General features: G+C 36.0%; 13 protein-coding genes and 4 pseudogenes. 10 read left to right on the top strand and 7 right to left on the bottom strand.

Annotation, left to right across the window (positions count from 1 at the left end; all coding sequences use genetic code 11):
* Positions 1–74: 74 nt before the first annotated feature.
* Positions 75–281 carry a hypothetical protein gene (locus C564_RS34620; protein WP_081621464.1) on the bottom strand — a complete coding sequence of 69 codons (207 nt, stop codon included), beginning with the start codon at positions 279–281 and terminating at the stop codon, positions 75–77.
* Positions 282–399: 118 nt separating this feature from the next.
* On the opposite strand from C564_RS34620, the gene C564_RS0110250 reads away from it, so the two are divergent.
* The 8 genes and pseudogenes from C564_RS0110250 (at position 400) to C564_RS0110275 (ending at position 6,797) form a co-directional block, all read left to right on the top strand.
* Positions 400–609: a hypothetical protein gene (locus tag C564_RS0110250; RefSeq protein ID WP_018765266.1), complete on the top strand. Its 210-nt coding sequence runs from the start codon at positions 400–402 to the stop codon at positions 607–609.
* 40 nt (positions 610–649) lie between these two features.
* Positions 650–1,039: pseudogene (locus tag C564_RS33400) on the top strand (phage terminase small subunit-related protein); the annotation flags it as partial.
* A 26-nt stretch (positions 1,040–1,065) separates the two neighbouring features.
* Positions 1,066–1,689, top strand: coding sequence for a phage distal tail protein (locus tag C564_RS31915; protein ID WP_018765268.1), 624 nt, complete (start codon positions 1,066–1,068; stop codon positions 1,687–1,689).
* A complete protein-coding gene (locus C564_RS37360) occupies positions 1,689–3,098 on the top strand; it encodes a phage tail spike protein (protein WP_018765269.1) in 1,410 nt (469 codons plus the stop codon). The genes C564_RS31915 and C564_RS37360 overlap by 1 nt, the downstream gene beginning before the upstream one ends.
* A gap of 393 nt (positions 3,099–3,491) precedes the next feature.
* Positions 3,492–5,237 (top strand): hypothetical protein, encoded by a 1,746-nt coding sequence (locus tag C564_RS37365; protein WP_231382315.1) that lies wholly within the window; start codon positions 3,492–3,494, stop codon positions 5,235–5,237.
* A 52-nt stretch (positions 5,238–5,289) separates the two neighbouring features.
* Positions 5,290–5,523, top strand: coding sequence for a hemolysin XhlA family protein (locus C564_RS0110265; RefSeq protein WP_018765271.1), 234 nt, complete (start codon positions 5,290–5,292; stop codon positions 5,521–5,523).
* Between the two features lie 3 nt (positions 5,524–5,526).
* On the top strand, positions 5,527–5,733 hold the full coding sequence (locus C564_RS0110270) for a hypothetical protein (RefSeq protein ID WP_018765272.1): 207 nt from the start codon (positions 5,527–5,529) through the stop codon (positions 5,731–5,733).
* Entirely contained in the window at positions 5,733–6,797 is a 1,065-nt protein-coding gene (locus C564_RS0110275) for an N-acetylmuramoyl-L-alanine amidase (protein ID WP_018765273.1), read from the top strand. Before C564_RS0110270 ends, C564_RS0110275 begins: the two co-directional genes overlap by 1 nt.
* 85 nt (positions 6,798–6,882) lie before the next feature.
* On the opposite strand, the gene C564_RS0110280 is transcribed toward C564_RS0110275, so the two are convergent.
* On the bottom strand, positions 6,883–8,076 hold the full coding sequence (locus C564_RS0110280) for a S8 family peptidase (RefSeq protein WP_018765274.1): 1,194 nt from the start codon (positions 8,074–8,076) through the stop codon (positions 6,883–6,885).
* Between the two features lie 255 nt (positions 8,077–8,331).
* Here C564_RS0110280 and C564_RS36730 point away from each other — a divergent pair.
* Positions 8,332–8,430: pseudogene (locus C564_RS36730) on the top strand (N-acetylmuramoyl-L-alanine amidase); the annotation flags it as partial.
* Between the two features lie 53 nt (positions 8,431–8,483).
* Here C564_RS36730 and C564_RS0110285 read toward each other — a convergent pair.
* The gene (locus C564_RS0110285; RefSeq protein WP_018765275.1) at positions 8,484–8,741 is read right to left on the bottom strand and encodes a hypothetical protein; all 258 of its coding nucleotides are present in this window, start codon (positions 8,739–8,741) and stop codon (positions 8,484–8,486) included.
* Between the two features lie 228 nt (positions 8,742–8,969).
* Between C564_RS0110285 and C564_RS0110295 the strand changes: the two are divergent.
* Positions 8,970–9,221 (top strand): annotated as a pseudogene (locus C564_RS0110295) (N-acetylmuramoyl-L-alanine amidase); the annotation flags it as partial.
* 52 nt (positions 9,222–9,273) lie between these two features.
* Here the strand turns inward: C564_RS0110295 and C564_RS0110300 are convergent.
* The 4 genes and pseudogenes from C564_RS0110300 to C564_RS0110320 form a co-directional block, all read right to left on the bottom strand.
* Entirely contained in the window at positions 9,274–9,531 is a 258-nt protein-coding gene (locus tag C564_RS0110300) for a hypothetical protein (protein ID WP_018765278.1), read from the bottom strand.
* 620 nt (positions 9,532–10,151) lie between these two features.
* Positions 10,152–10,652 carry a hypothetical protein gene (locus C564_RS0110310; protein ID WP_018765280.1) on the bottom strand — a complete coding sequence of 167 codons (501 nt, stop codon included), beginning with the start codon at positions 10,650–10,652 and terminating at the stop codon, positions 10,152–10,154.
* 15 nt (positions 10,653–10,667) lie between these two features.
* A pseudogene (locus tag C564_RS34110) lies at positions 10,668–11,321 on the bottom strand (pre-toxin TG domain-containing protein); the annotation flags it as partial.
* Between the two features lie 34 nt (positions 11,322–11,355).
* Positions 11,356–11,631 (bottom strand): TIGR04197 family type VII secretion effector, encoded by a 276-nt coding sequence (locus C564_RS0110320; RefSeq protein WP_018765282.1) that lies wholly within the window; start codon positions 11,629–11,631, stop codon positions 11,356–11,358.
* Between the last annotated feature and the right edge of the window lie 496 nt (positions 11,632–12,127).

A 12,127-nucleotide genomic window follows, 5' to 3' on the forward strand; every position in this document is an offset into this window, starting at 1 on the left:
TATCGTAGGCGCTGCCGTGATCGGTTTAGCGTCTTATTTTATTTTGCATAGAAAAAGGAACCATAATAGGCTCCTTAATTCGATTCAGAAGTTGTGTAGTTTTTCTTAATGATATCTTTTATGTTGATAATTAAGGATATAAGGAATCCCACAGCTAGGACACCGTTTACCCAGTAATATGTATTACCTGATGTAAATTTATTATAAAAGGAATCGACATTATAATATACTAGGAGCGCTGAAAAGACAGTAGAGAGTACTAACATACCAAAACTTTTCATGATGTTCACCTCAATTCTAAAAGTTGTGACTTTTAATACAATTATACATATAGATAAAGAGATTTACAAAAGTGATTAAAAATATAATAAGGAATTACCGCGAGGAGGAGTTAGAGAAATGAAACTAAGTAAACAAGAACAAACAGTTATTATCGATCAGTTAACAAATAATGTTATTGGTATGGATTTAGAACACATTGATCCTCAGAAATTAGAAAAGGCTGTAGCTATGCATAATGAAATAAGTGATGATATGACACCGAAGCAAACGAGAGAGGCGCTAATTAGTGTGTTAGATAAAACAATTGATGAATTCCTAAAAGCTTAAATATAAAAAAACTAATAGAGTCTATCGTGAGGTGGTGGTCGTGGCACGACAACGTAGCCCGGACAGAGATAAAGCATTTGAAATATATAAAGCAAGTAAAGGTGAGAGGCCATTAATTGATATTGCTGCTGAGTTAAACCTCAAGCCTTCGCAAATCAGAAAGTGGAAATCACAAGATAAATGGGATGAGCAATTTAATGGTAACGTTACTATTGCAAAAAGGAGCGTTACTAATGTTAAAAATCCCAAAACGAAAGAAAAATTAAAAGAGATTTTAGAGGATGAAGAGCTGACCGAAAAGGAACGGCTCTTTTGTTTATATTACGTAAAATACTTCAATGGTACGCAAGCTGCTATAAAGGCAGGATACACCAAAGAGAGTGCTCATGTTCAAAGTAGTCGATTATTAAGACGTGAACGAGTTGCTTCCTAAGCTATGACAGAATGGGAACTATTATGCTCTTCTTATTAAACGATAATGATGAGATTGTAGCTCAATTAGGGATGAAAGATGAATACTACTCCCACGCAATCACAAAAGCATACACTACCATAAATGACGGACCAGATGAGCGGACACTGATAGATGATACTGGTAGGACAAATGAGTCATTCACAGACTTTAGAGGTCATGTGATGTTAACCAGAGAGGGGAATGTCTGGACGGCTTATTCTGCTTTATACAAGAAAGAGACATACCAGGACTACGAAACTATCATTGAAACCTGGAGAGATACAAATAATTCTAATCCTGCTACTGCTGCAGTGGTAACGAAAGTAGCCGTAGGAGTATTTAAATACGGAGATTACAACCCACTAGACGCAACCTTTATAGAAGACTTGAAAGTGTACAAGAAGTTCAGTGTACCTGTAGATGCTACTCCTTATATTGTGGACCAGGGAGACAGTATTGTAATTGATACAGAGAGGGCTCTTGTAACGATAAACGGGAAGAACGCTATAAGTATTAAAGACCTATTCAGTGACTTTCCTGTCATAAAGAGAGGAGCAAATGAGGTTATTGTACGTCCTAAGGCTATAGGTACCGCAAAAATAACATATATGGAGAGATACAGATAATGAGAAAGCAAAGCGGAGATTTACACATAGTTGACTTTAAAACAAAGCTAGTAATAGGAGTTATACGCGCTCATGAATATGTAGAGGACAAAAGACACTGGGAAATTAAAAACTCCGTAGATATGTTAGACTTCAAAATACTCGAGAGCTCTCCTTATGAGCCTCTCTTGCAGCAACAAAATATCATCGTAAAAGAAACCCGTCCTGGTGTAATGACTCCTTATGTAATCACTGAGACGGAAAAAGACGCTGTATCTAAGACAGTTACAGTTTGTGCTAGTGGGGAATGGACCTTGCTTGCAGGGGAATCTTATATAGCTCCTCAAAAGATTCCTTCAATGAATGCTAGACAATATTTAGCTATGTCCTTAAACGGATCAGATTGGACTGTAGGTGACGTTGAAGCTACAGGGACTCATAGTATGACTATTACGGAGTTTATTTCACCTCTACAGTTTAATAACATGATTACTTCTGCTTTTGGAGGCTATGAACTTCAATACAGAGTTATTGTCCAGGGAGCATTTATTGTTAAGAAATATGCGGACCTGGTAGAAAAGCGAGGCAGATTCACTGCTAAGGAGATAAATGTAGGAAAAGACCTGCAGGGAATTGTTCGTAAAGAGAACTCAGAGGGAGTTATCACTACACTTATAGGCTATGTAACTGTAAAGGGAGCAGATGGAGAGGAAAAAGTTATCACTGTAGCAGATGCTAACGGAGGTATCCCCTACGTAGTAGATGAGGAAGCCTTTCAACGATGGAGCATAAATGGGAAGCATCGCTTTGGATTCTATACTCCAGAGACTGATAATCAGAATATGACTCCAGAGCGCCTGCTCGCTTTGACCAAGACGGCTCTTAAGAAGCGAATAGATACTAATGTAGTCTATGAAGTTGACGCCGTCTCACTGGCTAAATTAACAGGTCTGACTCATGAGACAATCAATGAAGGAGACACTGTATACATTAAAGACAAAACAATTAGTCCTCCTATCTTCTTAGAGGCTAGAGCTATTGCTGCAGATGAGTCTTATAAAGATCCTAGGCAGGACAAGTTTTACTTTGGTAACTATAGAGAGCTATTAAATCGAGATGACGCCTTACAGCGTGCTTATCAACGTATATTAGCTAGTTTACAAGACAAGGTACCTAGTGAGATGTTTAATCAATTACAGGAGAAAGTAAACAGTCAGACTGATGCTATCACTGAGGCAGGAAAGAAAGCAGATGAGGCTCACCAGGAATCACAAACTGCAAAGGACCTTGCTACACAGGTGCAAGATAACATAGATAAAATGCAGACGGCTATTATTGAAAGCCCTACTGCTCCTGCAGAAGACTTAGAAGCAGGTAAAACTTTATGGTTAGACTCTAGCGATCCGATTGCTAAGATATTAAAACTTTAGAATGGCACTGACTGGGAACCTCTTGTACCAGATACTGTAGGGATTACTACAGAGATTACAAACATCAAAGGTGAACTAGGTACAAAAGTATCTGAGAAGCAAATGCAGGAGTATATTGGTGAACTTGGAGCGGATAATCTCCTAATGAATACTCAGTTTGTAAAGCATACACTAGATAGCTTCGGGAATATCTCCTTATCAACTCCTTCTCTAGAGAGGTGGAACGCTGACAAAGACAGTACAGATAGAAAAATCACAGTAGATGAAACTCGCAGGTATGGGAACAGCAGATCTGTTAAGATTGAAACAACTCACACTGATACAAATATCTGGCATGGTATCTATCAAGATGTACCTGCTTATCAGAATCAAGGAAAGTTCCAATTCTCTGCTATGCTCTACACTACAGATAAATATAATATTTCCTTAGGAGCTGCATACAAAATAGAGTTCTTTAATGGGACAACTTCTGTAGGAACTTACAAGCAAGTTGAGTTCCAAGACTCATTAATTGATAATCAATGGGTTAGATTTACTATGGAGCATACAGCACCAGACGCTCCTATCACACATGCTCGTATAGAGATATGGATTAGAAGAGCAGGGACTGTCTGGGTATCAGAACCTCAATGTAACGTAGGAGAAAAGCTCCCTACTTACTTAGAGAACCCTAAAGACATCGTAAACTATGACGCTATGGTTAAAGAGGTTGCTGATCGTGTTACTAAGACGGAATACAATACTCGTAACACCTCTTACGATACACAGTTTCAACAAACTACACAGGAGATAAACTTGAGAGCAAAATCTACGGATGTATACTCTAAACAAGAGGCTAACGGGACATTTGGTAGTAAAGCTATTGTAGAGAGACACGAGACAGAGATTAAATTGAACTCACAGAATATCTCTCTTAAAGTTGACGCTAACAGAGTAATAGGAGCTATCAATCTTTCAAGTGAAGCCGCAGTAATTCAAGCTAAAAAGATTTACTTAGATGGTTACGTAGAAGCTAAACATATCCGCTCTGGTTCCCTTAAAGGCGTAGTAATTATGACAGAGGACCCGTCTAGCTCTAATAACCATATGAGACTAGAGAAGCAGAACCTTACTCTATATGGGACTGGAAGGTCACGTGGGTACCTAGGATTCGTACCTACCACAGATGGCTCCTTTACAGAGGCTCTTGTACTCGGAAATGATTACTCTGGAGCAGGTGGTAGCGTCAATGACTCGTTAGTAATAGATCATACGTCACCTAGTGCTACAAACTTCACAGATTCTGTAGCTAGTATAGGTCTTGCTTCTGGGAAGGACGCTAAGGGGAATATTCTTAAGAGTTCACATATCTCATTTACAAGATATGGTGGCACTAAAATGACTCTTAATTCCACTGGGAGTATAGATGTGGTTGCGAAGGATGATATTTATCTCAATGCAAGTAATTTAGGTGATGTTCGCATGAGAGGAGGAAATTATGATTTCCTATCTATAAGTGGCACGTTCACATTTAGAAAAGAACGTACGCAGATAACAAATGACTTCATATTAAGATTAGATGACACGGATGGATATGAAGCAGTTGCTACAACGTACCACAATATGCATATCAAGGTTCACATAGGAACAAGAAACAAAGAAGGGTTCTATTTTCTTGAGAGATATGATCCAGCTCAGGGGATATATACGATGTATGCAAACGTAAACTGTAATAATCTATGGGCGGCTTATGATGTATCTGGTGTTACTTGGACTCAGCGCTCAACTAGAGAGATAAAAGCAGACATCCAAGAAATCCAAAGCGATGAAGTAGACGCTTTAATGTTGTTGAAACCTAGTCAATATTTCTTGAATAAGGATGTAGAAGAGTACGGGATTGAATACTTGAGAGAACATTCTAGTGATTTCCTACAATATGGTTTCGTTGCAGAGGAAACTCCAGAGCAATTCCAAGGCAGAGACAAGAGATCTGTAGTACCTTACTCATTGATTACTGTAAACATTGCAGCTACTCAGCAGATTATGTTAAGACAGAACGAACAACAAAAAGAAATAAACTCTTTGAAAGAACAAAACATAGCTCAAGAGGAAAGAATATCCAAACTCGAGGCACTTGTACAACAATTATTAGCTAATTAAGTGAGAGAGCAGCAATAAGCTGGTCTTTTTTATTTTGGAAGGAGTGAAAACGATGCAAGAAATTATTGAGTTAAAGCAAGAGATCCAACAAATTAAATCAGATCAAAAAGATATAAAGAATGACATTCGAAACTTAGAGTCTCGTACTTTAGGGAACGAAAAAGACATCGTTAATATAAATAAGCAACTTGATAAAAGCAGTGCTAATACCACATGGATTCTCCGCATCATAATTGGTGCGATTGTAACTGCACTAATTGGATTGTTATTGAAAGGAGGTGTATAAGACTTGCCACTTACAAAAGAAAATATTTTAAAACATTTGCGCAACTGGAAAATATGGGTTGCGCTTTTTTCATGCTTTGGATTAATTTTATCAGTCTTTGGAATGACCGGATTCGAAGGTAACTTGGATAAGGTGGAAAAAGCTGTTTATGTATTGGGAATCGCTCTAGGTATTTGGACAGATCACGAAGATAAAGGAGAAGATGCTTAATGAAAAAATCAATTAAACTAGCTTCCTCTGTATTTATGACTCTATTGCTCCTGTTAAGTTTCACTACAGGGGCTTTTGCTGATAGAACACTTATTATTCCTGATTTACCAAAGCAACCATACCGTTATGGTGTTGGAGCTTACGAGGGCGTTGTGGCGCATAGTACAGCAACACCTGAAGCGCCAGCTATTAATATTCAAAAGTATGAAACTGGTACATGGAGAAATGCATTCGTACACTATGCAGTCGATTGGAACGAAACAATTCAAATTGCGGATACAAAGTACATTGCTTATGGCGGTGGACCTGGTGCGAATAAACGTTTTGTACACGTAGAGTTATGCGAGACGGCAGATTATGATAAATTCAAACGTTCATATGATAAATATGTGAAGTTACTGGCTAAAATTTTACGTGACCGCGGATTAACTGTAGAAAAAGGATTATGGACTCACTATGATGTAACAAAATACCTTGGCGGTACAGATCACGAAGACCCACTTGATTATTTACGTAGTCATGGCGTTTCTGAAGCTCAATTCCGTGCAGATGTGAAGCGTGCATACAATAACTCTAGTGTGGAAGTTTCTGTGCCTGAGAAGCCATCTAAACCTGCTGAAATTCCAACGGCTGTAACAGATGGTATCGCTTATATTGAAGGATACAACATTAACTTACGTAAAGGACCTGGTACAAGCTATTCTAAGATTCGTCAGTTAAACAAACCAGAATCATATGTTGTGTGGGCTCAAAAAGATGGATGGTTAAATCTTGGTGGTGAGCAATGGATTAAATACGATCCTTCTTATGTGAAGTTCGATAAGAAAAGCACAGTGGATTCATCTATTGTAGGTAAACGTGTTGTTTCTAAAGTGGACAACCTACGTTTCTATGATTCTTCATCTTGGCAGGATAAAGACGTTGCTGGTACTGTAGATACAGGGTTAGGATTCAAGTTTATTGATAAAGTGTCTGTAAATGGTTCACCACAGTATAAAGTGCAAAACGACAGAGATAATGTATATTACATTACAGCTAGTCCGTATTATGTACAAGTAAAATAAAACAGCCGATTCCTATGTGAAACGCACCCCAATTGTTAATTGTGTCTAACAATTGGGGTGCACTTCATATGAGTCGGTTTTTTATTTATGAAGCTTTATTCTCATTTAACATAGTTCCATACTGTACAGCTTTATTTGCATTCACTCTACCATTCTTCCAATAAGTTCCTGTTCCGGAGATTTTATCAGATGTGGCTTCAATAATTTGGCGAATTTGTAGGTTAGTGTAGCCTTGATTTGCTAATAATCCTGCAACTCCTGCCACCTGTGGGGTTGCCATAGATGTACCACTTAATGATCGGTACGTGTTGCCTTTATACGTAGAGTAGATACTGGAACCAGGAGCTGCTACATCCACCCAACTTCCATAATTTGAGAAATAAGATTTTTGGTCATTTTGATCTGTAGATGCAACTGCAATTACTTCATTGTAATAAGCAGGATAATTTGGCCTTGTATTTCCATCATTTCCTGCAGCTGCAACTATCACAGCGCCTTTATTCCAAGCGTATTGAATGGCTTGTTGTAATGCAGTTCCTCCATTAGAAGCTCCTAAACTTAAGCTAATGACTTTTGCTCCAGCATCGGCAGATTCTCTGATACCTTTTGCTACAGCATCAAGAGTCCCACTTCCTTGACTATCAAGTACTCGGACTGCATATATAGAGGATTGTGGAGCAACTCCTGCAATTCCAATATTATTGTTTGTAAGAGCACCTGCAATACCCGCACAGTGTGTACCATGACCATTTCCATCATCTGATTGACTATCATTATCTACATAATCGTGGCCGTATATAACTTTAGAGGATAAATCTGGATGATTACCTTGTACACCGGTATCGACAATAGCGATTTTGACAGCGGGAGCACTTCTCTGTGCATCCCATGCCTGAGGTGCTTGAATTTTTAGTAGCCCATATTGATTACTAAAATAGGGATCATTAGGAGTCCAAAATGCATGAAAATAATAGTTTGGCTCTGCATATTCTACATCAGGATTATTCTCATAAATTTTTATTTTATCTTTGACAGTACCTTTAGTAAATTTAATAACTTCAAACTTCAAGACATCATCTTTTGATACAACGTCAGCTCCTACTGATTTATGAAATTCTTGAGTTTTACTAAGAGACGTATTGTCTTTAAATTTTACAATAATTTGGTTCGGAACATATTCCTTGGATAAGGAGTCTGCATTCGATACAGAGGGGTTATAAAGGATGCAACCAAAAACCAAAGATAACACAAGTAAAAAAACACCAATTTTACTTTTCAATAGAAAATTCCTCCCTATTATTTTATCTTTGTTGATGCACATTTCTTTTCAACTATATAGTTAGGTCAAGCGATGTATGATTATTTTTTAAATTTCAGAAAATTCCTTCTAATAAAGCGAGCTATTAATGCAGAAGTTGTCCAAAGGATATTTCAATTACCAAGATGGTATTTTAAAGATAAATTTCAAAAGAAATCATGGTTTGGAATTATTTTCATTTCAAAAAGGTGTTTGGAAAAGTAAAGAAAGAATGAGAAAGTAACAGTGAACGGTTCACCACAATACAAAGTACACAACAGTAAAGGAACAACATACTATGTAACTGCAAATAAAGCCTATGTATATGTGAAGTAATATGAAAAGCCGGTCCCTATTAAAGGAGCCGGCTTATATATTTGTTCATTTCATTATGCTTCATATGCCATGCTATCAGGAAAGTCTTCGTTTTTTTTAAGACAACGCACAATTCTAGTACATGCACAATCAAAATAATATTTTCTCATTGTTTCTGAGTCTACTGAAGCTTGCTCTAAATCATAAAACATTCTTTCTTTTTTATTATAATACATTTTCCCTACCTTATCGGGTAATTCAGAAGGGTAGTATTGATAAACGACAATTTCTTCATTTTCAAATTCTTTAGTCATTAATAAACATACAGCCATATATATAAGCCTCCTAATTTATTCTTTATCTATTTTTGGTATATCCCATGGTCGACCGGATCTCACAGTAGCATCATGTGCTTCTCTATATGTTGTTTTAAATATTCCTTCAAATCTTGCCTCAAATACCTCATGACGAATTAAATCCATGTCTTCTTTTAAGAAATTACCGCTTTCAAGACGCTGCCATCCTTGAGCTATTGGATAATCGGGATTAAATCTATTATATCCTTCGATAAGAAGAGCACTGTCGATTCATCTATTGTAGGCAAACGCGTTGTTTCTAAAGTGGACAACCTACGTTTCTATGATTCTCCTTCTTGGCAGGATAAAGATGTAGCTGGCACAGTTGATGTAGGATTAGGATTTACCATTGACGCAAAAGTAACTGTCAATGGATTACCACAATACAAAGTTCACAACAGGAAAGGTAAGACATACTATGTAACAGCAAATGAAGCTTATGTATATGTAAAGTAATATGAAAAGCCGATCCTTATTAAAGGATTCGGCTTATACATTTTTCATTTCATTATACTCCATATTCCATTTTTTCCAAGAATTCTCCACCACTCTTGATACATTGCATTATTCTGCTACATGCACAATAAAAGTAATGTTCACTTGTTGCAGTTGATTTTACCGGAACTGGATCTATTTCATAAAACATTTCCTCTTTTTTATGAAAATACATTTTCCCAACTTTTTCTGGTGATTCTGATGGATAATATTGATATACAACTATTTCCTCATCTTCAAATTCTTTATTCATTGTAATATGAATTGCCATAATTTATCTCCTTTATTTTTGTTCCCTGTCTATTTCAGGTATTTTCCAAGGACGACCTGATCTTACTTATGTAAATTGGCTTAGATAATTAATAAGGTTGGCTCTTATGAGTCAGCTCTTTTTATTAGGGGGTGGGGGAGGTTTTCGGAATTTTGGTTCGCTAGGTGTCTGGGAAATCCGTGCAAAATTTAAAACTTCGGGGCTTGAAGTCGCTGATATATTCGTTGTATTTTTTACTCCTTTCGTTTTTTGAACATGAAAAAAGGTTAACGCCTTTTATATCAGCGTTAGCCTTCATTATTATTGTGATATATATTTGATTTATACTTTTGTTTATACATTGAATTTATTTAATGTTTTGTAGTTAGCTTTTATTATTTATTGATTTTATTAATGATATTATTTATCCTCTCAAACAGTGTATCTCTGACTACTTCAGTATAATTACTATAATTATCATTCTTGTCTATTATTATATCCATGACTTGCTTTAATTTCCCATCAACTATAATTGTTAATCCTTACACTTTTTCACCGGTTTTATCATTTTCGAATTCCTCATTTAATATAGTTACTACATTTTCATTACTCATTCTATCACCATCTTTATCCTTTTTAAATTATAGTAAAAATAGATTATTATTAAACTCATCTATCCAGTATTTCTTCGATTTAGGTATTAACTTAGTAAAATCTTCATATTTACCATTCCAATCTTTTGGTACATATTCTTCATATGATGCTGGCTCTGGAAACATTGAATATAGTATTTTATCATCAAAGTTAATTAGTAAAACCGGACTGAAATCTAATAAATCTTCTCCTTCAATTTTATTTTTAATATTTTCAAGTAATAAATAACTTAACTCCTCTTTAGTTGTTATATATTTATTAATCCTTGGTAAAAACACTTCTACATTTTCAGTATCTAATACTTTTATTCCATTTCTTTCTTCATCTTCGTCATTATCTTCAATGCTTATGTCTAAATTTTCATATGCATTATCTAACTTATTATAATCTAAAAACCATAATTCTTTATCTGTTACATACCATTTAAATTCATTATTATAGATGACTGCTACTATAATATTTTCTGCATAAAGTGGTTCTAATACCATAATATCCTCCTTTTATTATCGCTTTATAATCCTGCCATTCTTGGCATATTCTTCTATCCATTCAATCCAAGGTGCTGGCAATTCATAAGAAATTCCTGGCGTTGTTGGGTCAACTATTTTCGGTGCAGTTCTTCCTTGATTTCGTGGATTTGATTTATCTTTTTTTTGTTTTATTGCAGTTTCATCTATAAAATCATCTAACCATTTAGGTATATCAAATTCAACTATCTTTGCATTACTTTCTCTTTTATTTAAGAAATATTTTGCATGCTCATCATTACGTGTACTTACATTTAAATTAGCTTTCTTATTAGGTATTTTTACATTACCATTTTCATCTATAGTTATTCTAATTCTACTTGCATTTGGAGGGGTTCCACCTTGAACACGTCTATAAGTGACCATTTCCTCTTCAGCCGCTCTCTCGGCATTCTTAACACCCTCAACTGCCTTAGCGGTCATTTTCGCACCTTTACCAACCTTTGCAATCTTTCCAAAAGGTGTAAGACCAGCCACTGCCATTCCACCAGCTAAAAATCTGTCCCAAGTAGACAATTTTTCTTCAGTAGATGGATCAACACCTTCCCAAGCACGACGAACATCATATTCACCACTTATCTCACCAACTATATCCCTAGCTAACTTTTTACCATCAAACTCATCTTTTTCCTCCTACCGTTTTACCTTTACGAAGGTGGTCACATTAGCGAAAAGTGTTGTGAAGTTCGTTATCCATTCTCTCAAACTCTTTAGCTACCGAATGAATATTATCGACCGCTTGTTGAAAGGCGGCGGAAAATTGTTTCGTCAAATCTAACATTTGTTGATTTGCTTCTTGGGCTTGTGAGTTAACAGATAGCGTAGTACGTTTTGACTTTTTAATAGACTTATTTGTCGTACTTTGGATTGTATCCGAAGCATTTCTCATTTGAGTAGCGATTTGTTGTGCCGCTTGAAAATTACTTTGAAATTGTCCCATCGCTCAAATCCTTTCTATATTTCTATGAACGTATTAAGGAAGGGGAGCGCCTAGTATGTATGTCCATTACCTTACTGTTCTTCATAGGAACACTCCTGGAAAAAATACTGCGGATATAATTATAACAATAATTGGTTAAACTTCCCTCAAAAAAACACAGTTTATGCCACATGTGTTTCTCGTAGTTCTCAACAGGGGGACAAGAGTTAATGTAGAAAGCAGGGGTAAAGAAGGGGAAGGAAATTATAATAGAAGAAATATAAAAAAGTGCTAACAAGTTTGCAAATGAACTTGCTAACACTTATACGAAATAGGTATAAATTATCGCTGATATGTCACTTTGAAAATTCGCGTTCTATCATATAGAAGAGACTTATACAAACTACTTAAAACGTACATACTAAAATATGTCTCTTTATTAAGAGTTTTGAAGCCTTGATACTTAGGTATCAAGGCTTTTTATTTGTGGGTAATGATTCATTCCTCGACAAACGTT

Source organism: Bacillus sp. 105MF (genome assembly GCF_000374885.1).
Lineage (GTDB): Bacteria > Bacillota > Bacilli > Bacillales > Bacillaceae_G > Bacillus_A > Bacillus_A pseudomycoides.